At 68.2% G+C, this 23,333-nt stretch carries 20 protein-coding genes and 1 riboswitch; of the genes, 9 read left to right on the plus strand and 11 right to left on the minus strand.

The window, feature by feature from the left end; all coding sequences use genetic code 11:
* The first annotated feature begins 148 nt into the window (after positions 1–148).
* Both trpS and ACK4SC_RS10620 read left to right on the plus strand, forming a co-directional pair.
* Positions 149–1,153: a tryptophan--tRNA ligase gene (trpS, locus tag ACK4SC_RS10615; protein WP_409617786.1), complete on the plus strand. Its 1,005-nt coding sequence runs from the start codon at positions 149–151 to the stop codon at positions 1,151–1,153.
* 3 nt (positions 1,154–1,156) lie between these two features.
* Positions 1,157–2,104 carry an HAD family hydrolase gene (locus tag ACK4SC_RS10620; RefSeq protein WP_409617788.1) on the plus strand — a complete coding sequence of 316 codons (948 nt, stop codon included), beginning with the start codon at positions 1,157–1,159 and terminating at the stop codon, positions 2,102–2,104.
* A 323-nt stretch (positions 2,105–2,427) separates the two neighbouring features.
* Here the strand turns inward: ACK4SC_RS10620 and glpK are convergent, their stop codons facing one another.
* The 3 genes from glpK to ACK4SC_RS10635 all read right to left on the minus strand — a co-directional run bounded on the left by glpK (position 2,428) and on the right by ACK4SC_RS10635 (position 6,693).
* Positions 2,428–3,942 (minus strand): glycerol kinase GlpK, encoded by a 1,515-nt coding sequence (gene glpK, locus ACK4SC_RS10625; protein ID WP_409617790.1) that lies wholly within the window; start codon positions 3,940–3,942, stop codon positions 2,428–2,430.
* 110 nt (positions 3,943–4,052) lie between these two features.
* On the minus strand, positions 4,053–4,757 hold the full coding sequence (locus ACK4SC_RS10630; RefSeq protein WP_409617921.1) for an MIP/aquaporin family protein: 705 nt from the start codon (positions 4,755–4,757) through the stop codon (positions 4,053–4,055).
* Positions 4,758–4,977: 220 nt separating this feature from the next.
* The gene (locus ACK4SC_RS10635; RefSeq protein WP_409617792.1) at positions 4,978–6,693 is read right to left on the minus strand and encodes a glycerol-3-phosphate dehydrogenase/oxidase; all 1,716 of its coding nucleotides are present in this window, start codon (positions 6,691–6,693) and stop codon (positions 4,978–4,980) included.
* Between the two features lie 131 nt (positions 6,694–6,824).
* Between ACK4SC_RS10635 and ACK4SC_RS10640 the strand changes: the two genes are divergently transcribed.
* The 5 genes from ACK4SC_RS10640 (at position 6,825) to ribH (ending at position 11,483) form a co-directional block, all read left to right on the plus strand.
* The gene (locus tag ACK4SC_RS10640; RefSeq protein ID WP_409617794.1) at positions 6,825–7,811 is read left to right on the plus strand and encodes a sugar-binding transcriptional regulator; all 987 of its coding nucleotides are present in this window, start codon (positions 6,825–6,827) and stop codon (positions 7,809–7,811) included.
* A gap of 37 nt (positions 7,812–7,848) precedes the next feature.
* A riboswitch (FMN riboswitch) is annotated at positions 7,849–7,991 on the plus strand.
* A gap of 62 nt (positions 7,992–8,053) precedes the next feature.
* Positions 8,054–9,091, plus strand: a complete 1,038-nt coding sequence (gene ribD, locus ACK4SC_RS10645; RefSeq protein ID WP_409617923.1) for a bifunctional diaminohydroxyphosphoribosylaminopyrimidine deaminase/5-amino-6-(5-phosphoribosylamino)uracil reductase RibD — start codon at positions 8,054–8,056, stop codon at positions 9,089–9,091.
* Between the two features lie 3 nt (positions 9,092–9,094).
* Positions 9,095–9,736, plus strand: a complete 642-nt coding sequence (locus ACK4SC_RS10650; protein ID WP_409617796.1) for a riboflavin synthase — start codon at positions 9,095–9,097, stop codon at positions 9,734–9,736.
* Complete coding sequence (gene ribA, locus ACK4SC_RS10655) at positions 9,733–11,016, plus strand: GTP cyclohydrolase II (RefSeq protein WP_409617798.1); 1,284 nt, start codon at positions 9,733–9,735, stop codon at positions 11,014–11,016. The genes ACK4SC_RS10650 and ribA overlap by 4 nt, the downstream gene beginning before the upstream one ends.
* Positions 11,013–11,483 carry a 6,7-dimethyl-8-ribityllumazine synthase gene (gene ribH / locus ACK4SC_RS10660; protein ID WP_409617800.1) on the plus strand — a complete coding sequence of 157 codons (471 nt, stop codon included), beginning with the start codon at positions 11,013–11,015 and terminating at the stop codon, positions 11,481–11,483. Before ribA ends, ribH begins: the two co-directional genes overlap by 4 nt.
* A 19-nt stretch (positions 11,484–11,502) precedes the next feature.
* Here ribH and ACK4SC_RS10665 read toward each other — a convergent pair whose 3' ends face one another.
* Entirely contained in the window at positions 11,503–12,159 is a 657-nt protein-coding gene (locus tag ACK4SC_RS10665) for a hypothetical protein (protein ID WP_409617802.1), read from the minus strand.
* Between the two features lie 336 nt (positions 12,160–12,495).
* Between ACK4SC_RS10665 and ACK4SC_RS10670 the strand changes: the two genes are divergently transcribed.
* Positions 12,496–14,529: a family 14 glycosylhydrolase gene (locus ACK4SC_RS10670; RefSeq protein WP_409617804.1), complete on the plus strand. Its 2,034-nt coding sequence runs from the start codon at positions 12,496–12,498 to the stop codon at positions 14,527–14,529.
* Positions 14,530–14,547: 18 nt separating this feature from the next.
* Here ACK4SC_RS10670 and ACK4SC_RS10675 read toward each other — a convergent pair whose 3' ends face one another.
* Genes ACK4SC_RS10675 through ACK4SC_RS10685 form a run of 3 tightly spaced genes read right to left on the minus strand, consistent with a single transcriptional unit; the run spans position 14,548 to position 17,122 of the window.
* Complete coding sequence (locus ACK4SC_RS10675) at positions 14,548–15,348, minus strand: ABC transporter permease (protein ID WP_409617806.1); 801 nt, start codon at positions 15,346–15,348, stop codon at positions 14,548–14,550.
* A complete protein-coding gene (locus ACK4SC_RS10680; RefSeq protein WP_409617808.1) occupies positions 15,345–16,199 on the minus strand; it encodes an ABC transporter permease in 855 nt (284 codons plus the stop codon). Before ACK4SC_RS10680 ends, ACK4SC_RS10675 begins: the two co-directional genes overlap by 4 nt.
* A complete protein-coding gene (locus tag ACK4SC_RS10685) occupies positions 16,196–17,122 on the minus strand; it encodes an ABC transporter ATP-binding protein (protein WP_409617810.1) in 927 nt (308 codons plus the stop codon). The genes ACK4SC_RS10680 and ACK4SC_RS10685 overlap by 4 nt, the downstream gene beginning before the upstream one ends.
* Before the next feature lie 76 nt (positions 17,123–17,198).
* Between ACK4SC_RS10685 and ACK4SC_RS10690 the strand changes: the two genes are divergently transcribed.
* On the plus strand, positions 17,199–19,064 hold the full coding sequence (locus ACK4SC_RS10690; RefSeq protein WP_409617813.1) for an ABC transporter ATP-binding protein: 1,866 nt from the start codon (positions 17,199–17,201) through the stop codon (positions 19,062–19,064).
* A 3-nt stretch (positions 19,065–19,067) separates the two neighbouring features.
* Here the strand turns inward: ACK4SC_RS10690 and ACK4SC_RS10695 are convergent, their stop codons facing one another.
* The 4 genes from ACK4SC_RS10695 to ACK4SC_RS10710 form a co-directional block, all read right to left on the minus strand.
* Positions 19,068–19,658, minus strand: coding sequence for an isochorismatase family protein (locus ACK4SC_RS10695; RefSeq protein WP_409617815.1), 591 nt, complete (start codon positions 19,656–19,658; stop codon positions 19,068–19,070).
* 23 nt (positions 19,659–19,681) lie between these two features.
* Positions 19,682–21,172 (minus strand): D-alanyl-D-alanine carboxypeptidase/D-alanyl-D-alanine-endopeptidase, encoded by a 1,491-nt coding sequence (gene dacB / locus ACK4SC_RS10700; RefSeq protein WP_409617817.1) that lies wholly within the window; start codon positions 21,170–21,172, stop codon positions 19,682–19,684.
* A gap of 4 nt (positions 21,173–21,176) precedes the next feature.
* Positions 21,177–22,181 (minus strand): Gfo/Idh/MocA family protein, encoded by a 1,005-nt coding sequence (locus ACK4SC_RS10705; RefSeq protein WP_409617819.1) that lies wholly within the window; start codon positions 22,179–22,181, stop codon positions 21,177–21,179.
* An 81-nt stretch (positions 22,182–22,262) separates the two neighbouring features.
* Entirely contained in the window at positions 22,263–23,267 is a 1,005-nt protein-coding gene (locus ACK4SC_RS10710) for a hypothetical protein (protein WP_409617821.1), read from the minus strand.
* Between the last annotated feature and the right edge of the window lie 66 nt (positions 23,268–23,333).

Here is a 23,333-nt window from a genome sequence, read left to right on the forward strand (position 1 = left end):
CGGGGTCGCCCCCCCCCGGCTCGGGTCGGCTGCTTCCCGGCGGGGTGTTGGTGTGGTGCGCCCCCCCCCCCCCCGCGACGCCGGCGCCGACGAAGCTTCGCTTCGTCGGGTGACGTGAGCCCAGCATCCACCTGAAAGAATGGAGACCATGAGTCTTCCGCGCCTGTTTTCTGGCATGCAGCCGTCCGCGTCGAGCCTGCACCTGGGCAATTACGCCGGGGCGCTGCTGCAGTGGCGCGAGATGCAGGCCACCCACGACGCCGTCTTCTGCGTCGTCGACCTGCACGCCATCACGGTGCCGCAAGACCCGGCCGAGCTGCGCGAGCGCACCCGTCGCACCGCCGCCCAGTACATTGCCGCGGGCATCGACCCCGAACACTCGACGCTGTTCGTGCAGTCGCACGTGCGGGCGCACGCCGAGCTCGCCTGGGTGCTGAACACCATCACGGGCTTCGGCGAGGCGTCGCGCATGACGCAGTTCAAAGACAAGTCGGCTCGCGGTGGCGTGGATGCCGCGTCGGTCGGCCTGTTCACGTACCCGATCCTGCAGGCGGCCGACATCCTGCTGTACGACGCCGCCGTCGTGCCGGTCGGCGAAGACCAGCGCCAGCACATCGAATTGACCCGCGACCTCGCGGGGCGGTTCAACTCGCGGTTCGGCGACACGCTCGTCGTGCCCGAGGTGCGCATCCTGAAAGAGACGGCGAAGATCTACGACTTGCAGAACCCGGGGGCGAAGATGTCGAAGTCGGGCGAGAGCCCCGCGGGCATCCTGTGGCTCATGGATGACGACAAGGCACTGACCAAGAAGATCAAGTCGGCCGTCACCGACTCGGAGGGCGTCGTGCGCTACGACGTCGAGTCGAAGCCGGGCGTATCCAACCTCCTGTCGATCTTCGCGATCGTCACCGGTCGGACCGTGGCCGACGTCGAGGGCGACTTCGACGGGCTGCAGTACGGGGCGCTGAAGGGCAGCGTCGCCGAGGCTGTCGTTGAGGCGTTCCGACCCATCCGCGAGCGCACGCTCGAGCTGCTCGACGACCCGGCCGAGCTCGACCGGCTCCTCGCGATCAACGCCGGGCGGGCGGAAGAGATCGCCGACGCGACGCTTCGCCGCGTGTACGACGCGGTCGGCTTCCTGCCGCGCGGATAAGGCATGTCGCTGTCCCCCGTCGAGGTTGTCCTGTTCGACCTCGACGACACGCTTATGGCGCACTCGCGCGCGGTCGACCTGGCGATCGAGCGGGCGCAGGCTGTGGCGGGGCAACTCGCGGCGTCCGGAGCTGCTGGTGGTGACGCTTCGGGGTTTGCGGCGTTCGCTGCGGCTGACGCGCGGCTCGTGCAGCAGCGCTGGCGGCACCTTGAAGAGCGGCACTACGCGCGCTACCTGCGCGGCGAACTCGACTACCTCGGTCAGCGCATCTGGCGCGCGCGCGACCTGCTGCTGCCCTACGGCGTCGAGCTCGACGACGAGGCCGCACTGCGCTGGTTCGCCGAGTACCTGCACGGCTACCGCGACAACTGGACCCTGTACGACGACGCGCTGCCCGTGCTGGACACGCTCGAAACCGTCGTACCCGGTGTGCGCTTCGGCATCATCACCAACGGCGAACTCGCGTTTCAGACCGACAAGCTGCACCGCATCCACCTGTGGGAAAGGCTCGATCTCACTCCCGTGCGCGCCGACGGCTCGGTCGACGAGCCCGAGCGACGCGGCAGGCTAGTGGCCTCGGGCGAGCTCGGGGTGACGAAGCCCGACCCGGCCATCTTTGTGGCGGCGGCCGCCGCGTTCGGGGTGAGCGCAGCATCCTGCCTGTACGTCGGCGACCGGCTCGCGACCGACGCGATCGGGGCGACGGCAGCGGGGATGCGCGGGGTCTGGCTCGCGCGCCCCGACCGCAACCTGACGTCGGCCGCCGCCGACGCGCTCGTCGCCGATGCGCTCAGCGTCGGGGCCGACCCGCACGATGCGCCCAGCGTCGAGGCCGGTCCGCACGATGCGCCCGCGACGGCGCCAGGTGCTGCGGTGCCGTGCGCGGGCACGGCGCCGCCGGAGGTCACCCGCATCGCCTCGCTCGCCGAGCTACCCGCGCTGCTCGCCTGACCTCGGGCGGGCCGCGGCGCGACCCACGTCGAGCGGGGCCGCGCACATCGTGCGGGTTTGCGCACGCGCGAACTGCGCAAACCCGCACGAGTTCAGACAGAAACCGCACGAGTTGAGGGAGAACCCGCACGAGTTCGGGCAGAACCCGCACAAGTTGAGGCAGAAGCCGCACGAGTTGAGGGAGAACCGGCACGAGTTCGGGCAGAACCCGCACGAGTTCGAGCAGAAACGGCAGCGGGCGGGGTGCCGAAGCACCCCGCCCGCGCGCCCCGCAGCTACCACCACTGTGGGGCGATGTGACGTGCCAGCGTCACGTGTGACGACTAGTTGACGTCGTCGTCGACCCAGTCGAAGGTCTTCGTCACGGCCTTCTTCCAGTTGCGCAGCTGGCGGTCACGCTCGGCGTCGTCCATCGACGGCGTCCAGCGCGAGTCCTCCTGCCAGTTCTGGCGCAGCTCGTCGAGCGAACCCCAGACGCCGGTGGCCAGACCCGCGGCGTAGGCCGCACCGAGCGCGGTCGTCTCGGCGACGACGGGGCGCACGACGGGCACACCGAGAATGTCGGCCTGGAACTGCATGAGCGTGTTGTTCGCGATCATGCCGCCGTCGACCTTCAGTTCGGTCAGGTCAACACCCGAGTCGGCGTTGACGGCGTCGAGCACCTCACGCGTCTGGAACGCCGTGGCCTCGAGCACCGCGCGAGCGATGTGGCCCTTGTTGACGTAGCGCGTGAGGCCGACGAGGGCACCGCGCGCGTCCGAACGCCAGTAGGGGGCGAACAGACCCGAGAACGCCGGCACGAAGTACGCGCCACCGTTGTCGTCGACCGTCTTGGCGAGCTCCTCGATCTCGGGGGCGTCCTTGATGATGCCGAGGTTGTCGCGCACCCACTGCACGAGCGAACCGGTCACCGCGATGGCGCCTTCCAGCGCGTAGTGCGGCTTCTCGTCGCCGAGCTTGTAGCCGAGGGTGGTGAGCAGCCCGTTCTTCGAGTGGACGATCTCCTCGCCCGTGTTGAAGATCAGGAAGTTACCCGTGCCGTAGGTGTTCTTCGACTCGCCCGGCTCGAACGCGGCCTGGCCGAAGGTGGCAGCCTGCTGGTCACCGAGGATGCCGGCCACCGGCACCTCACGCAGCAGCGACGACGAGTGCACGTGGCCGTAGACCTCGCTGGAGGAACGGATCTCGGGCATCATCGACGCCGGAACGCCGAACGCGTCGAGAATCGACTGGTCCCACGACAGCGACTCGAGGTCCATGAACATGGTGCGCGAGGCGTTCGTCACGTCGGTGGCGTGCACGCCGCCGTCGGTGCCGCCGGTGAGGTTCCAAAGCACCCAGGTGTCGGTCGTGCCGAAGATCAGGTCGCCCGCCTCGGCCTTCTCGCGCGCACCCTCGACGTTTTCGAGGATCCAGACGATCTTGGTTCCCGAGAAGTAGGTCGCCAGCGGTAGACCGACCGTCTTCTTGAAGCGCTCGACTCCGCCGTCGGCAGCGAGCCGGTCGACGATCGGCTGCGTGCGGGTGTCCTGCCACACGATCGCGTTGTAGACGGGCTCACCGGTGTTCTTGTCCCACACCACAGCGGTCTCGCGCTGGTTGGTGATACCGACGGCCGCGATCTCGTGCCGGGTCAGGTTCGCCTTCGACAGCGCCGACCCGATGACCTCGCGGGTGTTGTTCCAGATTTCCTTCGGGTCGTGCTCGACCCAGCCGGCCTTCGGGAAGATCTGCTCGTGCTCCATCTGCCCGACCGAGACGATCGAGCCCTTCTTGTCGAAGATGATGGCGCGGGTCGATGTGGTGCCCTGGTCGATTGCGAGTACGTACTCAGCCATTACTGTTCACTCCTTTGTTGACGTTCTTCATGGCGGGGTGACCGACGACGCGCCGGTCCGAGGGGGGTGCGGGCGCGCATCCCCTGGTGGTTGGATGCGCGCCCCGTCTGTTACAGGACCGGCAGCAGCGCCGTCGCGGCGACACCGGCGATGGCGCCACCGATGAGCGGGCCGACGACCGGCACCCACGAGTAGCCCCAGTCGCTCGAGCCCTTGCCCTTGATGGGCAGCAGCGCGTGCGCGATGCGGGGGCCGAGGTCACGTGCTGGGTTGATGGCGTACCCGGTCGGGCCACCGAGGGACGCACCGATACCGACAACGAGCAGGGCCACGGGCAGGGCGCCGAGCGCGGCGAGACCGGCCGGTTCTGCACGGCCGAAGCCGATGACGACGAACACCAGCACGAACGTGCCGACGATCTCGGTGAAGGTGTTCCAGCCGTAGCTGCGGATCGCCGGGCCGGTCGAGAAGACGGCGAGCTTGGTGCCCGCGTCGGGCTCCTCATCGAAGTGCTTCTTGTAGGCGAGGAAGACGATGACCGCACCGATGAAGGCACCGATCAGCTGGGCGGCCCAGTACAGCAGCACCGAGGAGACACTCACGGCGACGCCGGGTGCGAACTCGGTGAGGCCGCTCGTCACCAGACCGATGGTGACGGCCGGGTTCAGGTGGGCGCCGGAGGCGTAGGCGACGGTAACACCGGCGAAGACCGCGAGGCCCCAGCCGAAGTTGATCATCAGGAAGCCGCCGCCGAAGCCTTTGTTCTTCGCAAGGATCACGTTGGCGACGACACCGCCACCGAGCAGAAGCAGCATCGCCGTACCGACGATTTCTGACACGAATACTGTTAAGAGATTGTCCACGTTGACCTGTCCTCATCGTGTGTTGGGGGTGAACCTCTCCAGACCCTGTCCGTCTGGCGAGGGCGCGGCTGTCAGTTCCTTCTGACGCACCGCCCCGCTGCTGCGCCAGCGCAGCCTCGGGAGCGCGGGGGATGCTCGCGGCGCGCCGCGAGCATCCGATTCGGGTGAGCGCTCATTTCGCTCCTGCCGTTTCGACCGACGTGTGCACACCGTGCACGTCGGCCAGGTAGTCGGCGGCGGACGCGATCTGATCGCGCCGCTCGTCGGCACTCCACCCGAGCACATCGCTGGCGATGTCGGCGAGTTCGCTCAACACCTCGCCGGTGACCGCGCCGACGAACGCCATCGAGGTGCGGCGCAGCACGATGTCGGTGAGTCGCACCACCTGCTCGGTCTCGATCAGGTGCGCGATTTCTGCGCGGGTGTATTCGGGGGCGGAGACGAGTGGGGTGTCGTCGCCCGTGGCGAAGCTCGCGATCATGGCCTCGGCACTCGTGCCGTACCGGTCGAGCAGCGTGGCGGCGCGCTCGCGCCCGATGACGGCCCCGTGGGTCGCCAACCAGCTGTCACGGTCGGCGTCGGTCGTCGGGTAGCCGACGGCGCCACCGATGAGGCGGCCGTCGGTCGACACGACCCGGTCGACTCCGAGCACCTCGAGCACCTGGTTGCTGAGCTGTTCACCGAGGGCGCGGAAGGTGGTCCACTTGCCGCCGACGAGGCTCAGCACGGGCGTGCCGTGCAGTTCGCCCTTCTCGACGCGGTAGTCGCGTGAGATCTGACCGGTGGAGTCGGCGTCTTGGCGCGGCAGCGGGCGCACACCCGAGAAGCGGAACACGATTTGCGAGCGGTCGACCTCGATGGAGGGGAAGACGTGCTTCACGAGGTCGAAGAAGTAGTCGACCTCTTCCTCGGTGCAGCGAATCGGCTCGTTCATGTCGTGCGCGAGGTCGGTCGTGCCGAGCAGCACGCGGCCCTTCAGCGGGTAGATCAGCACGATGCGGCCGTCGGTGAACTCGAAGAAGATCTCGCGGCCGTTGCAGGCCTCCAGCAACTCTGGGTGATCGAGCACGATGTGCGAGCCCTTGGTTCCGCCCATGTAGGCGCTGTCGTTACCGAGCGCCTTGTTCGTGAGGTCGGTCCACGGCCCCGACGCGTTCACCACGAGGGTCGCCTTGAGGTCGAACTCGTCTCCGGTGGTGACGTCGCGCAGCCGCACGCCCTCGCTCGTCATGTCGACCGCTTCGACGTAGTTGGCCGCGCGGGCGTTGTCGCCGGCCGCGAGCCCGTCGTTCAGGACATCCAGCGCCAGCCGCTCCGGGTCGTGCATGGAGGCGTCGTAGTAGGTCGCCGTGTACTTCACGTCGTCGCGCAGCTTCGGCAGCAGCTCTTTCGACGCCTTGGCGCCGCGGAACTGGTGCCGGGGCACCCGGCCGCCGTCGCGAGAGAACGTGTCGTAGATCGTGAGGCCGACCTTGATGAGAGCCGCCCCACGCTCCTTCTTGGCGCCGCCCTTCCAACCGAGGAAGCGGAACGGCGCGGAGACGATGCTCGAGAACGTCGAAAAGATCGGGATGGTGGTCGGCAGCGGACGCACGTAGTGCGGCGCGAGGCGCAACAGCGCATTGCGTTCGTGCACCGACTCCTGAACGAGACGGAACTCGCCGTTCTCGAGGTAGCGGATGCCGCCGTGCACCATGTGCGACGAGGCGGCGGACGCACCCGAGACGTAGTCGTCACGCTCGACGAGCACGACGTCGATGCCCTGCAGGGCGAGGTCGCGGAACGTCGCGATGCCGTTGATCCCTCCCCCGATGATGAGCACGTCGGCGGTGGGCCGCTCGCGGAGAGCGGCAACTGCTGCGCGGGGTGACGACGTCGGCGTCGGCATGCGGATCGACCTCGAATCTGCGTGTGGAGAGGAGACGGCACGAGTGCCTTGCATCAATGCTCATCAGGCCGCAGACTCGATACCAACCCAACTGCACAAATGTGCAACTGAAAGGTGGCTGAGTGAACTCCATGACGGGAGCCAGCGCACGCGCTCGCGCCGCTGTCCGGGCCGCCCACCTCTACTACCTGCAGGACTGGACGATGGATGCCATCGCGCGAGACCTTGGCACCTCTCGGTCCTCTGTTTCCCGCCTACTTTCTTATGCGCGCGAGGTGGGACTGGTCGATATTCGAGTGCGCTCGCTCGCCGAATTGACCGCCAGAGACGAGGAAGAACTCGGCAGAAGGTTCGGTCTCACTGCACGCGTGGTGTCGATGCCGTCTAGTGTCACTGGCGCCGACCGTCAAGAGACAGTTGCGGCGTACGCTGCACGTTTTCTCAGCACTGTCTTCGATTCGAACATGGCGTTGGGGGTCGCGTGGGGGTCGACGATGGGCGCCATCAGCCGCCACATCGTGCCGAAAGAGACCCACAACAGCGACATCGTTCAGCTGAACGGCGCGGGAAACCCGCACACCACGGGCATCGACTACGCCAGCGAAATTCTGCGCCGCTTCTCGGAGGCCTACTCGGCGCGGCTTCAGCAGTTTCCCGTGCCGGCGTTCTTCGATTCGGCCGCGACGCGCGAGGCCCTCTGGCGCGAACGCTCGACCAAGCGCGTGCTCGAAATGCAGTCGCACCTCGACATCGCCCTGTTTGGCATCGGCTCGCCGTTCGCCAACATTCCGAGCCACGTCTACATCGGCGGGTATCTCGACGAGGCCGACTACCGGCTGCTCGAGAAGCAGGGCGTCATTGGCGATGTTGCCACGGTGTTCTTTCGCCCCGATGGGTCGTCAGACAACATCGATCTGAATCGCCGCGCGACGGGGCCCGACTTTGACACGTTGCGCCGCATCCCCCGCCGCATCTGTGTGATTGCCGACGCATCGAAGCTGCCCGCACTGCACGGTGCACTGCGCGCCGGCCTCATCACCGACCTGATCGTCGACGATGCGAGCGCGAAAGAGCTGCTCGAGAGGCCCGACGAGTTCCCAGCCACCGTGCGGGAATAACCCAGCGCGCAGACTGTTGACTACGCTGATACGTAAGAACGTGCTCCGGGGTAGGTGTAATTCCTAGCCGGCGGTGAGAGTCCGCGACCCGGCACCGCGCATCCATTCGGGTGTGAGGTGGCGGTTGAGCCGGTGAAATTCCGGCACCGACGGTGACAGTCCGGATGGGAGGAGCGCGCGTGCAGCAGGCATGCCTGTCTGCGCTCGCGACCCCGGATGCGCCCGACACCGAAGGCCCCGGGATGACCGACACCGCGCACCGCGCCAGCGACGCCGCCATCGAGGCGGCGATGCGTCGCGCGCTCGCGATCGCGTCACGCGGCCCCGCGGTCGGCGTCAACCCGCAGGTCGGCTGCGTTCTGCTGGATGCACGCGGCGCGCAGGTCGCGGAAGGCTGGCACCGCGGCGCCGGCACCCCGCACGCCGAGGTCGACGCCCTCTCGCGCGTCACCGACCCGGCGGGCCTCACCGCTGTTGTGACGCTCGAGCCGTGCAATCACACGGGCCGCACCGGACCGTGCGCCCAGGCCCTCATCGATGCCGGAGTCGCCCGCGTCGTCTACGCGATTGCCGACCCCGGTGAGGTGGCGGGCGGCGGCGCCGAGCGCCTCCGCGCGGCCGGCGTCGAGGTCACGGGCGGGGTGCTGGCCGACGAGGCCGAAGAGTTCTTGCGCCCCTGGCTCACGAGCGTTCGCCTGGGTCGCCCGTTCGTCACCGTGAAGTGGGGCTCGACCCTCGACGGTCGCGCCGCCGCAACTGACGGCACCAGTCAGTGGATCACCGGCGCCGCCTCTCGCCAGCGCGTGCACGAGCAGCGCGCCGCCCACGACGCCATCGCGGTCGGCACCGGCACGGTGCTCGCCGACGACCCGAGCCTGACCGCACGCGGCGACGGCGGCGAGCTCCTGCCAACGCAGCCGATCCCGGTCGTCTTCGGCGAGCGCCCCGTGCCCGAGGGCGCGAACCTGCGCCAGCACCCGGCGGGGCTCATTGAGCTCGGCCACCGCGACCTTCCTCGCGCCCTCGCTGAGCTGCACGCGCGCGGCATCCGCCGCCTCTACGTCGAGGGCGGCCCGACGCTCGCGAGCGCCTTCATCCAGTCCGGGCTCGTCGACGAGTACCTCGTCTACCTCGCGCCCATGCTGCTCGGCGGGCCGAAGACGGCAATCGGCGACCTCGGAATCGGAACGATCCGGGATGCGCGTCAGCTGAGCATCCACCGAATTGAGACCCTGGGCGACGACATCCTCGTCGTGGCCCGCCCCGCGAAGGAGCAGTAACCCATGTTCACGGGAATCATCGAAGAGCTGGGCGAGATCGTCGCGCTCACCCACGGCGACGACGGCTCGGCGCGCATCACCGTGCGGGGCCCGCTGGCCGTCAGCGACGCGAAGAGCGGCGACTCGATCAGCGTGTCGGGCGTGTGCCTCACCGCCGTCGAGCTCGACCCCGAACACTTCAGCGCCGACGTCATGGGCCAAACGCTCGCCATGTCGAACCCCGACCAGTGGGCGGTCGGCCGCACCGTCAACCTCGAGCGCGCCGCCGCCGTGGGCGACCGCCTCGGCGGGCACATCGTGCAGGGGCACATCGATGGCACGTGTCGGGTCGTCGACGTGCGCGACGAGGGCACCTGGCGGGTGCTGCGCTTCAGCCTCGACGCCGCCCACGCCCCCCTCGTCGTCGACAAGGGGTCGATTGCGATCGACGGTGTCTCGCTGACCGTGAGCGCTGCCGGTGATGACTGGTTCGAGGTCTCGCTGATTCCCGAGACCCTCGTGCGGACAACCCTCGGGGCTCGCCAGGTCGGCGAGCTCGTGAACATCGAGACGGACATCCTCGCCCGGCACGTCGCGCGTCTTGCGCGGTTCGGGTTCGGCGAGAGCGTCGGCGACGCCGTCGCATACGGAAGGAGCGAGGCATGAGCATCGCGAGCATCCCCCAGGCCCTGGCTGAACTGCGCGCGGGGCGTCCCGTGCTCGTCGCCGACGACGAGAGCCGCGAAAACGAGGGCGACGTCATCATCTCGGCCGAGCTCGCCACCCCCGAGTGGATCGCGTGGACCATTCGGCACACCAGCGGCTTCCTGTGCGCGCCGATGACGAACGCGATCGCCGACCGACTTGAGCTGCCGCTCATGGTGAAGCGCAACGAGGACTCGCTGCGCACCGCCTACACCGTCACGGTCGACGCGGCGTCGGGCGTGACCACGGGCATCAGCGCGCGCGACCGCGCCCACACGCTGCGGGTGCTCGCGAACCCCGAGGCGACGCCGTCGAGCGTGATCCGCCCGGGTCACATCCTTCCCCTGCGCGCCGTCGACGGCGGGGTGCGTCAGCGCCCTGGTCACACCGAGGCGGCCGTCGAACTCATGCGTCTGGCCGGGCTGAGCGAGGTTGCCGCGATCGGTGAGCTCGTCAGCGACGACGGCGACATGATGCGCCTGCCCGAGATGATCGCCTTCGGTCAAGCCGAAGGTGTCGTCGTCGTCACCATCGCCGACCTCATCGACTACCTCGAATCGGGGGCACCAAACGACGACATCGAGGACGTCACGCCGATCGACGAGGGCAGCTCGGTGCGCTTCGAGGTGGCGACGACGGTGCCCACGAATCACGGCCCCTTTTCGATGAGGGCCTACCGCGACCGCAAAACCGGCGCCGACCACGTGGCGATCGTGAGCGGCATGCCCCGCGACGACATGATCGTGCGCGTCCACTCAGAGTGCCTGACGGGCGAGGCCTTCGGCTCGCTGAAGTGCGAGTGCGGCCCCCAGCTCGATGCGGCGCTGGACGTCATCCACCGTCAAGGCGGCGCCGTCCTGTACATGCGCGGGCACGAGGGGCGCGGCATCGGCCTCATCAACAAGCTGAAGGCCTACCGTCTGCAGGAGGACGGCTACGACACCCTGGACGCCAACCTCGCGCTCGGCCTGCCCGCCGACGCCCGCGACTACCAGGCCGCCAGCGACATGCTGCGCGACCTGGGCGTGACGAAAGTGCGGCTGCTGTCGAACAACCCCGAGAAGATGCGACAGCTCACCCAGTACGGCATCGAGGTCACCGGCCTCGTGCCGCTCGTCGTCGGCGTGGGCGCCGACAACGAGGGCTACCTCAACGCCAAGCGCGACCGCATGGGCCACCAACTGCCCGACTCGATCACCTCCGCCCCCGTTTTCACCACCCTGGAAGGACGCACCGCATGAGCGGCCACGGAAGCCCCACCCTCTCCATCGACGGCACCGGTCTCACGGTCGCGATCGTTGCCGGCCTCTGGCACACCGAGATCAGCGACGGTCTGATCGCCGGCGCGCGCCGCGCCCTGGAGGCGTCGGGCGCGACGATAGTCGAGTACCGGGTTCCCGGTTCGTTCGAGCTGCCGGTCGCCGCGAAGGCGGCGCTTGACGCGGGCGCGGATGCTGTGGTCGCCCTCGGCGTGATCATTCGCGGCGGAACTCCCCACTTCGAGTACGTGTCGGCTGCCGCGACCGATGGGCTCACGCGGGTCGCGCTCGACACCGGCAAGCCGGTCGGTTTCGGCGTGCTCACCCTTGACGACGAACAGCAGGGCATCGACCGTGCCGGTCTTCCGGGGTCCAAGGAGGACAAGGGCGCCGAGGCAGCCGAGGCCGCGCTCGCGACCGCCCGGCTGCTCGCCGAGATCCGCGGCTAGCGACCCTGGGGGCAGCCCCCTACGGGCAGCGCACCCAGCGGGCTGCTGCCCTCGTGAAGCTGTATGGCTCGTTCGGCACGCCGCCGTGCGTCATGGCGAACAGGATGCAGGTGTTGGCCATGCTCGTCTTCGTGCTGGGTCGGTAGAGCGATGCTCGGTGGCCGGTCGATGCCCACCACTTCTCGGCCGCCGTTGCCCCGGTGTTGGCACTGCCGCCTGACAGGTTGCCGTCGCATCCCACGTCCGGCACACCGTCGCTGCGCTTGGCCTGACCGCGGTGCCCCCACGCGCTCATCGGATTCGTGCTCGGGTCCTCCGCCATCCAGAACAAGCGGCGCTCCATGCACGATTCGTAGCGCACATTACGGAAGGGGATTGGCGGCAGGCAGTTGGCCACACGGATCTGGTTCATGCGCGTGGCGAACGACTGAAGGTCCGCCGTCGTCGTCCCCGTGACGCCCTGTGGCGACACCTTCCCGGGCGCCTTCGGTGTCGAGCCTCGAATCGCCGCGGGGCACCTCGAGGTCGTGGCCGAGATGAGTGTGGCAGACGCGCCCTTCGGCGCCGCGATGGCCAAGGTCTCGAGCTCGCCCTGCGCGGGCGCCGGCGCGATGACGGCCAACGGTGTGATGAGCGCAAGCGCCAGAGTGACCCACAGCGTACGTGACAGCATCACGGCGACCCCCCGATCGTGTGTGAACCCAACCCCCCAGTTGGGATGCCGCCACCGTACGCCCGCCCAGGAGTGACGGCAACACCCCCGTGTCGGGGACAGTCGCATACCGAATGCGCGCTCATCGAGGGATGCTCGCAGAGGTGGAACGCACGTTCTGTTCCTGAATGCGACGGCCTGATTTCCCGGGCGAAATGTGCAACGAACTGGGATTTCACGCATCCCGTCGGAAACTTGTGGAACCGATTGCAGACCCGTAATCGCGCGGGTCATACTCACTGCAGACCGGGGGCTCCACAGCGACGATGACGTCGCACCCGCCGGCGCAGGAGACAGCGAATGCGCATTCCATCACCCGTTCGGCGACTCGGGGGGCTCCTCCTCGGGTTTGCTCTGATCACCGGCCTCGTCGCCGCACCAACACCGGCGCCCGTCGCCCAGGCGAACACCTCGTCGGAGTTCACCGCCAACGTCATGGCGCCCCTCATCGTCGACAACTGGGGAGCCTTCACGAACGACCTCAACGCCGTGAAGGCGTACGGCGTGGATGCCGTCAGCGTCGACGTGTGGTGGGGGCTCGTCGAGGCGAACGGAGACAACCAGTTCAGTTGGGGGTACTACGACCAGCTGTTCGCCACGATCACCAACGCCGGCCTCGACATCGTGCCGATCTTCTCGTTCCACCAGTGCGGCGGAAACGTCGGCGACACGTGCGACATTCCGCTGCCGAACTGGCTCTGGGGCAAGTACACGGGCGCGACACTGAACGGCGTCACCCTCGACGGCAACGGCCTGCGGCACCGCAGCGAGCAGGGCAACTTCTCGCGGGAAACCGTTCAGGGCTGGGCGACACCGCTCGTGACGAACGAGTACGCCGACTTCACGGCGGCCTTCGTTGCCCGCTACGGCACGCAATACGCGACCCGCATGCAAGAGATCAACGTTTCGCTCGGGCCGGCAGGCGAACTGCGCTACCCGTCGTACAACAGCCACGACTCGGGAACCGGCTACCCCACGCGCGGTGCGCTTCAGGCGTACTCGCCGCTGGCAATCAAGAGTCTGCAGGATGCGATGGTCGCCAAGTACGGGTCTCTCGCCGCGATCAACGCCGCCTGGGGCACCAGCCTGACCAGTGCCTCCCAGATTCAGCCGCCCAGCAACGCTGGCTTCTTCTTCTCGTCCGGCGACTACCGCTTCACGCAGTACGGTCGCGACTTCATCGACTGGTACAACGGCTCGCTTGTCGCGCACGGCGAGCTGATGCTGGGCACCGTGATCACCCAGCTCGGAAGCGCCTTCCCGAACGCGAAGATCGGTTACAAGATCCCCGGGATTCACTGGGCCATGGGCGGCCCCGTGCCGCGCGCGGCGGAGGTCGCCGCCGGGCTCATCCAGACGAGCGTCGACATCTTCTCGCCGGCGACGGGTCGCGGATACCAAAACATCGTGAGCCTCGCCACGCGGTTCGACAGCTCCGGGCGCGACATCGTGCTGCACTTCACCTGCCTCGAGCTCGGCAACGAGAACTTCGCGCCGCAGTGGTCGCAGGCCAAGACCCTGGTCGGCTGGGTCGCCGATGAGGCCGCCCGACAGGGTGTCGACATCAAGGGGGAAAACGCGCTCGCCGGCGGTGCCACGACCAACTTCGGATGGGACAACGTCAACGACGCGTTCAGCAACCACTCGTACTCGGGCATGACCGTCCTGCGCGTCAACCAGGTCGCCTCGGGAACCGGGGCCTTCCGCTACGCACAGCTCATCGACCGGTTCCGACCGGCTGGCAGCGCATGGCCGAGCGTATACGTGCGCGGAACCCACAACGGCTGGGGACTGTCGACGCCGATGACCAAGTCGGGCGACGTGTGGACCGCGTCGAACGTGTCGTTCGGGGCAGGGAGCGGCCAGGGCTTCAAGTTCGACGTGTTCGGCAACTGGAACCTCAACTACGGAGGCACGTCTGCCAGCGGCACAGCGGTACAGAACGGGGGCAACATCCCCGTGCAGGCGAACACGACGTACACGATCACCTTCAATGAGGTGACGAAACAGTACGCGGCAACGCCGAGCGGCACAGGGCAACCGCCAGCGAACTCGGGTTCCGTCACCGTGAAGTTCGCCGAATGGCAGTCAGCGCAGAGCTACTCACTCCACACGTGGAATGGCATCTCAGGCACGTTCCCGATGCAGTACGAGGGCTTCATCAACGGCCGCCACTGGTGGACCATCACCGTGCAGAACGCCCCATCATCGTTCGGATTCACGTTCACGAATTCGAACGGTAACTGGGACACCGCCGACCGCTTCTACAGCGGCCAGGCGAGCACGGTGTACGTGCTGCCGGGCAACGCGACCGTGTTCACCTCGCGGCCCTAACCGGGACGCGCACCTCGGCTACTTCAGGAACAGGGCGCGTAGGCGGCGCGTCGTGACGACGATCCCCAGCGCGATCATCACCCCGAAGTAGCCGAGGTGCACCCACACCATGGCGTCGAGTGATCCGGTGGTGAAGCCCCGGATCAGCTCGACGCCGTGCCACAGCGGCAGCGCCTGGATGATCCACTGGATCGCCTCCGGGTAGACACTGATCGGGTAGAAGGTGGCCGAGAACAAGAACATCGGCAGCATCACGAAGTTGACCCAGTCCATCTGCTGGAAGGTCTTCAGGTAGCTCGTGATCGCCATGCCGAGGCTCGCGAACCCGAAAGCGATGATGAGAACGGCGGGCAGCGCCAGGATCGCCGTCCACGACAGGTTGAGCCCCAGCACCTGCATGATGATCATGAAGCCGGAGGCGTAGAGGGCGCCGCGCAAGAGCGCGAGCATGATCTCGCCGAGCGCGACATCGAGCGGCCCCAGCGTCGTGGTGAGCATGCCCTGGTAAAGCTTCGCGTAGTGCAGCTTGAAGAACACGTTCCAGGTCGAGTCGTACACCGCACCGTTCATGGCCGAAACAGCGAGCAGTGCCGGCGCGATGAACGCGGCGTACGGCACCTCGGCGCCCGTCGATGTCTGGACCGTGCCGACGATCGCGCCAAATCCGATGCCGAGCGACAGCAGGTAGAAGACCGGTTCGAAGAAGCCTGAGACGATGATGAGCCAGTTGTTGCTCTTCGTCGCCAAGAGCCCGCGCGCGACGACGGCACGGGTGTTGCCCGCGTAGAGCCCGCGGGTGCGGCCGGCGAGAGCGGTCATCCGGCGAGCCTCCTCGTCACGGTACGGCTGGTCGACCAGAGGCCGATCACGACGAGTGAAACGAGATAGCCGATGTGCACGGCGACGAGCCACGGCGCGATCTCGTGGCCGTAGGCGGCGAGGCGACCCAGCTCGACTCCGTGCCAGAGCGGCGACACCCAGCCGATCGGCTGCAGGTAGATGGGCAGCTGCTCAAGCGGGAAGAACGTGCCCGAGAAGAGGAACATCGGGGTGAACCCGAAGCGCATCACCATGGCGAGCTGCCCGCGCTCATCCTTCAGCGTCGACGCGTACGACGAGATGAGCAGGCCGATCGCCATGCCGGTCAGCACCGCGATGGGCACCGTCACGATGCCCCACACGCTGGGCACCGCACCGAAGGCAAGGATCACGGCGTAGTAGACGCCGACGGCGAAGGTCATCCGCAAGGCCAGGAAGATCATGATGCCCTGCACGATCTGGGCTCCCACGATCGGCGAGGCGTTCATCCCGTAGAAGATGGGGTTCCACTTGAAGCCGGCGACGATCGGGTACGTCGTCTCGTTCGCGGCCACCGTCATGGCGGCCGCGCACAGCAGCGCCGGGGCGACGAACTCAAGGTAGCTCACGCCACCGATGCCCTCGGGCACGAGGCTGGCGAGACCCACCCCGAGCGCGAACAGGTACACGATCGGGTTGCCGAGGCTCGTGAGGATCGCCGAGCTCGCGTAGCCGCGCAGAGCACGGATGCGGTGCTCAACGATGTACAGGGCGCCGTATCTGCGAGGCGCGACGCCCGCGGCGAGCGCGCGCCGCGCATCCTCATTATCCGGCCCGGATGCACGGGCCGATTCGGGGACAGTTGCCGTCATTCGATGAGGCTCCGCCCGGTGAGACGCAGGAAGACGTCTTCCAGCGAGGAGCGGCGGACGAGCGACGTGATGGGGTGCAGTCCGAGCTTCGTGATCTTTTCGAGCTCGGCCTCTCCGTTGTCGCTGTAGATCAGCAGTCGATCGGGCAGCACCTCGATGCGCTCGCCGATGCCGGCGACGCGCTCGGCGGCCTCGGAGTTCTTGTCGCTGCCAAACCGCACCTCCAGCACTTCGCGGCTCGAGTACTCGCGAATGAGCGCTGCCGGCGACCCCTCCGCCATGATCTGGCCCTTGTCGACGACGACGAGGCGGTCGCAGAGCTGCTCGGCCTCGTCCATGTAGTGGGTGGTGAGCACGAGGGTCGTGCCGCGCTCTTTCAGGCGGAACAGGCGATCCCACAGAATGTGCCGGGCCTGCGGGTCGAGGCCCGTCGTCGGCTCGTCGAGCAGCAGGATGCGCGGGTCATTGATGAGGGCGCGTGCGATCGTCAGGCGCCGCTTCATTCCGCCGGACAGCTCGTCGACCTTCGCCGTCTTGCGATCGGCGAGCTGGGCGAATTCCAGCAACTCGTCGGCGCGTTCGGCGATGACCCGGCGCGGAAGGCCGAAGTAGCGGCCGTAGACGAGCAGGTTGTCGCGCACCCGCAGGTCGAGGTCGAGGTTGTCTTGCTGCGGCACGACGCCCAGCTGCGAACGAATATCCGGACCGTGCAGGTTCGGGTCGAGCCCCAGGATCGACAGCTCGCCGCCCGTGCGGGTCGACACCGCGCCGATCATGCGCATCGTCGTCGACTTGCCGGCACCGTTGGGCCCGAGCAGCCCGAACGACTCGCCCGGTGCCACCTCGAAGTCGATGCCGGCGACGGCGGTGAAGTCGTCGTATTTCTTGACGAGCGACGATGCGGTGATGACGGGCGCTGGCACGAGAGTTGAGCATAGACCCGTTCGGCCGTAAACGACCTCCGGCCAGCCCCAAGCCGGGCTCGGGCAGGATGGGGTCATGAGCACCGCCTCCTCCGCCCGCGCACGCCGCGGGTTCGGCCGGTCACCCGATGACGGCCCGCGCGCTAGCTTCCGACAGCTGCTGCCCTACCTGTTCGAGCACAAGACGGTGCTGTCGTGGGTCATCGTGATCTCGGTGCTCGGAGCCGCCGCGTCGTTGGCCCAGCCTCTGCTGGTCAGCCAGGTCATCACGCGCGTCGAGGCGGCCGAACCCCTCGGCAGCCTCGTGATCATCCTGGTTGCCCTGGTCGTCGCGAGCGGGCTGTTGAGCGGCTTCGGCCACTACCTGCTGCAGCGCACGGGTGAGGGCGTCGTGCTGTCGAGCCGGCGGGCGCTCGTGCGGCGCATGCTGCACCTGCCGATCAGCGAGTTCGACCAGCGCCGCACAGGTGACCTCGTCAGCCGCGTCGGCAGCGACACGACGCTGCTGCGCGCCGTGCTCACGCAGGGGCTCGTCGAAGCGATCGGCGGCAGCCTGATCTTCGTCGGCGCGCTCATCGCCATGCTCGTCATCGACCCGCTGTTGCTCGGTCTCACGCTGCTCGTCATCACGGTGTCGGTGGTGACCGTTGTGCTGCTGTCGCTGCGCATCCGCGTCGCGAGCCGAAAGGCGCAAGAGAAGGTGGGCGACCTCACGGCCGCCGTCGAGCGGGCCATCTCGTCGGTGCGCACGGTGCGCGCCGCCAACGCGACCGATCGCGAGATCGCGACGGTCGACGAGGATGCTCGGGGCGCGTGGCGGCAAGGAATCACCGTCGCGAAGATCTCGGCCCTCGTCGTGCCCATCTCCTCCATCGCGCTGCAAATCTCGTTCCTCGTCGTGCTGGGGGTCGGCGGGTTCCGCGTGGCCTCGGGGGCGATCGGAATCGCGGACCTCGTGGCGTTCATCCTGTTCTTGTTCTTGATGATCGGGCCACTCGGCCAGGCTTTCGGTGCCGTCACGAGCGTCAACAGCGCGCTCGGCGCACTCGGGCGAATCCAGGAGATCATCGCGCTGCCGAGCGAAGAGGAGGGCGACGCCCACCTCACCCCCGCCCCCGCGACGGACGAGGATGCGGCAATCGCCTTCCACGACGTGCACTTCCGCTACCCCGAGGCGGCGCACAAGACCGACGCCGAGAAGGCGATCGCCGAAGTCGTGGGCGACCAGCCGCGCGACACCACCGTGCTACGCGGGGTCTCATTCGCCGTGCCGCAGGGCTCGCGCACGGCGCTCGTCGGCCCGAGCGGCGCGGGCAAGTCGACCGTGCTGGCGCTCATCGAGCGCTTCTACGACCCCACCGAGGGCGTGATCCGCATGGCCGGGGTCGACATTCGTGCACTCGACCGCACCGAACTGCGCAGCCGCATCGGCTACGTCGAGCAGGACGCTCCCGTGCTCGCCGGCACCCTGCGCGACAACCTGCTGCTCGGCACGCCCGGCGCGAGCGACGAGCAGTGCATCGAGGTGCTGCGTCGCGTCAACCTCGGCACAGTGCTCGACCGCACCGACGCCGGCCTCGACGCGCAGGTCGGGGAGGACGGCGTCATGCTGTCGGGCGGCGAGCGTCAGCGCCTCGCAATCGCTCGAGCGTTGCTCGCGGCTCCCCCGATTCTGCTGCTCGACGAGTCGACGTCGTCGCTCGACGGCGTGAATGAACAGCTCATGCGCGACGCCATCGACGCGGTGGCCGAAAACCGCACCCTCATCGTGATCGCCCACCGTCTGTCGACCGTCGTCGACAGCGACCAGATCGTCGTGCTGGACCAGGGCCAGGTCATCGGCACCGGCACGCACGCCGAACTCGTGCGCGATGTTCCGCTCTACCGCGATCTGGCACAGCACCAGCTGTTGGTGCCCAAAGACGACGTCGCCGTCGACTAGGGGTTACGCGCCACCCGCCACCTCGACGCGGCCACCCGCCTGCGCGATCTCGTGCAGCGCGGCCTCGCTCGACTCTGCCGCAACCCCCGCCACCAGATCGCGCAGCACCCGCACCTCACGACCCGAGCCGAGCGCGTCGAGCGCCGAGGCGCGCACACAGTAATCGGTGGCGATGCCGACCACATCGACCTCGGTGACCCCCAGGGCGTCGAGCGCCACAGGCAGGGGCCGACCGTCGTCTGTCGTCCCCTCGAAGATCGAGTAGGCGGGAACACCCTGCCCCTTACGCACGTGAATGTCGATGAGGCCCGTGTCGATGGCCGGGTGATACTCGGCGCCGTCGGTGCCGGCCACGCAGTGCACCGGCCAGGTCGCGACGAAATCGGGCTGAGCATCCGGCTTCGCGAAGTGGCCCCCGTTGTCGTTGTCTTCGTCGTGCCAGTCACGGGATGCGATCACCACGTCATACAGGTCGGGGTGCGAGCGCAGGTGGTTGGTGATCGCCGCCGCGACCGCGGCCCCACCGTCGACGCCGAGCGCGCCGCCCTCGGTGAAGTCGTTCTGCACGTCGATGATGAGCAGTGCGCGGGACATGACGCCTCCGGAGGGATATCGGGTCAAATGTTGGCGAGGTTGTCGCCGCAACCATAGATGGCTGCGGTGACGGTGTCGAGGGCGTCCCGCGCGCTGAAGCTGACGGGGCCGAGTGCGTAGAGGCTGAAGGCGATGCGAGCGCCGTCCGAGGCGGTCATGAGCCCGGAGAGGGTGAAGACGTTGTCGATCCAGCCGGTCTTCGCCGTCACCTGGCCGGCGGCCACCGCATTGGCTCCGCCGAACCGGGTGCGCAGCGTGCCCGACTGCCCCGCAACCGGCAGCGAGCGGGTGATGATCTGAAGGTCGGGGCTGCGCTCGATGACGGTGAACAGCTGCGCCAGATAGACCGGCGGAATCTGGTTCAGGTTCGACAACCCGGATGCGTCGCGCACGACAAGACCATCGGTGGGAATTCCGTAGGGCGTGAGCGCCTGGATGAAGGCAGGTGTCAGACTCGCCGCCGTGCCGCCGAGGCCGTAGTGCCGGGAGATGACGCGACCGATCGCGTCGGCGAGCGAGTTGTCGCTGTCGAGCACCATGCGCTCCATCAGCTGCGCCATCGGCTGCGATTGCACGGCGGCGAGCTGCGCACCGGCCCCGGCAGCGCCGCGCTCGACCGCCGGAGCGCCGCCGGGGTTACCGGCGGCGGCGAGCGCCTGGGCGAACGCCTGACCAGCGCGGCCGACCGGGTCGGTGCTACGGGGGCTTTCCTGCGCACGAGCGTTCGCGCGATCGGCATCAACCTGCAGTGCGGTCACCTCGGAGGCATAGCCGATCGTCTGCAGGCTGCGGTCCCAGCTCGAATCCCAGCGGTCGTCGTCGGGGAAGTACGAGGTGTCGAGCAGCACCCGCGTGATGGCCGGCTCCTCGGGGTTCGCGGCCGCGAATGCGTGAACGGTCTGGGCGGCGAGATCGGCCAACTTTGGCGCGCCGGGATAGAAGCTTTCTTGCCCCGGCGGGAGCGCGCTGAGGGTCACATCGCCGCCGCCGATCAGAACCACGGTGCCGGGTTCTTCGCCGGCGACCACCCGGGTCGTCAGTCGATAGTCGGGGCCGAGCGCGGCGAGGGCGGCGGCGGCCGTCAGCACCTTCATGTTGCTCGCGGCGGGTTGCGCAACGGCGCCGTCGCGGTCGAAGAGCGTATCGCCGGTGGAGATGTCGATGACGTGCGCCTGGAATTGCCCGAGCCGAGGGTCGGCGGCCTGGGTCGCGATGGTGCAGGTGCGCAGCGGACTCGGGGGGACGAGCTCATCGGGCACGGGGCGCGGGTCAGGTTCGGGCTCTGGCTCTGGCTCGGGTTCGGGCTCCGGCTCGCGTTCCACCGCGACGGCCGCGGACGCCCGCTCGTCGCCAACCGCGATGCCGACCCCGAGAGCCACGGCAGCCAGCATCACAAAGGCCAGCGATAGGCCAGTGGCGGTGAGGGCGACAGGGTGGCGTCGAACCCACGCGGCGAAACCCGCGGGCTCGGGGCGAGCCGCCCGTCGCGTGCGCGGCTGCTCGGGCTCAGTCACTCGCTCATGATACCGAGCCAGGCTCGGTGACCTCCGCGGGATAGGTCAGGCCGATCTGGCGGCGCACCTCGTCGAGCACGCCCATGATCCGCACGGACTCGTCGAAGGGCAGCACGGTCGGCGCGTTGCCCGCGACCCGCGATTCCAGCTCAGCCGCCTGGAAGTGCATGCCGCGCGTCGCCACGGGCTGCTCGAAGCGTTCGACGACCTGCCACGACCGGTCGTAGTGCGTGAAGGAGGTCGGGGTGTAGAAGACGCGGTCGATCTCGATTGTGCCCTCGGTGCCGATGATGGCGGCACGGTTGGGACCCGCCGTGTCGAGAGCCGTGTGCAGCACCGCCTGGCGCCCGTCGGGGTAGTCGAGAATCATCGCGGTTTGGCGGTCGACACCGGTCGCCGTCATCGATGCGTGCGCGCGCACGCCCTGCGGCAGGCCGAGCACATCGACGGCGAACGAAACCGGGTAGATGCCGAGGTCGAGCAGCGCGCCGCCCCCGAGGTCGGGGTTCTGCAGTCGGTGCTCGGGGTTCGTCGGCAGCGACTGGGTGTGGTCGGCAATGACGGTGCGCACCTCGCCGAGCACCCCGCTGGCCAGCAGTTCGCGAATGCGCACCATGTGCGGCAGGAATCGGGTCCACATCGCCTCCATGACGACGACACCCCTCTGGGATGCACGCTCTGCGATGCGCGCCGCATCGCGCGCGTTCAGCGTGACCGGCTTCTCAATCAGCACATGTTTACCCGCCTCGATCGCGAGCAGCGCGTTCTCGACATGCATCGGGTGGGGTGTTGCCACGTACACGACGTCGACGCTCTCGTCGGCGACGAGTGCCTCGTAGCTGCCGTGCGCGTTCGGGATGCCGAATTCCGCTGCGAACGCGTGCGCAGCATCCGTTCGCCGCGAACCGACCGCCGCGAGCCGGAAGCCCTCGTGGGCAAGGTCGGAGGCGAACGAGTGGGCGATACCGCCGGTCGCCAGAATGCCCCAGCCGAGTGAATGTGTCGCCATCATCGCCTCCATGTCGCGGGAGGAACGTCACACGACCCGCGGCCCCAGCCTAGGGGTCGCGGGTCGTGTGATGTCAGTGGCCTAGCAGTTCACCCAGCGGGCGGCGGCGCGCGTGAAGCTGTACGGCTCGTTCGGCACACCACCGTGGCTCATCGCGAACAGGATGCACACGCCCTGCACGCTCGTGCCCGGCTTGTACAGCGACGCGCGGTGGCCGCTCGAATCCCACCAGCGCTGTGCGGCGGTGGCACCGGTCACGCCCGAGCCGCCCGCGAGGTTGCCGTCGCAGCCGGTGTCGGGGACGCCGTCGCTGCGCTTCGCCTGACCCTTGTGCCCCCACGCGCTCATGGGGTCGGCGCTCGGGTCTTCGGCCATCCAAAACAGACGGTCCTCCATGCAGGAGTCGTAGCGGATGTTCGACGGCGGAACCGGCGGCAAGCAGTTGGCGACGCGGATGGCGTTGAAGCGCTGCGCGAAGTCGTTGAGGTCGGCGCTCGTCGTGCCGCCGACGCCGAGGGCGGAGGTGCGGCCGGGCGCTCCGGGCGTGGATCCACCGATCGGGCCCGGGCAGGGCGGCGGGGTCGGCGACGGGGTGGGCGTCGGCTTCGGCGCGGGAGGCGCCGGGGCGGGCGCGGGCGTTGACGGGGCGGGCGCGGGCGCGCTTGAGCCGGTCGAACCGGTGGAACCGCTGGAACCGGTCGAACCACGGGAGCTGGTCGAACCGGTGGAGCCGGTCGAACCGCTCGAGCCCGTGGCGCCGGACTGCGGTTCGTCGGCCTCGTCCTCGTCGGTGGCGGCCTCCTCGGCCTCGGTCTCGTCGACCTTCGCCTCATCGACGTCCGCCTCGTCAGCGTCGACGACGTCGGAGCGGTCAGCTTCGCTGCCGAGTCGGCGCTGAGCGAGGTCAGTGATGGAAACGCGCGACAGGTCATCCGGATCAACCGTGGCGGTCGAGATGACGGGAACGGGCGCTCCCCCCGAAACGCCGGCCCGCGCCGGTGCATCGCTCGGCGGTGAACCGACGAACGGCATCACCACCAGAATGACGGTCGCAAGCGCCGTCCCTGCGAAAAATGATCGCAACATAAGAGGCTCCCCCCAGAACCTGTGTGTGTATCCGATCCCCCCGACCGGACGTTTATCACGCTAGAG

Origin of the sequence: Microcella sp. (assembly GCF_046293215.1) — a bacterium.
Taxonomy (GTDB): Bacteria; Actinomycetota; Actinomycetes; order Actinomycetales; family Microbacteriaceae; genus Microcella.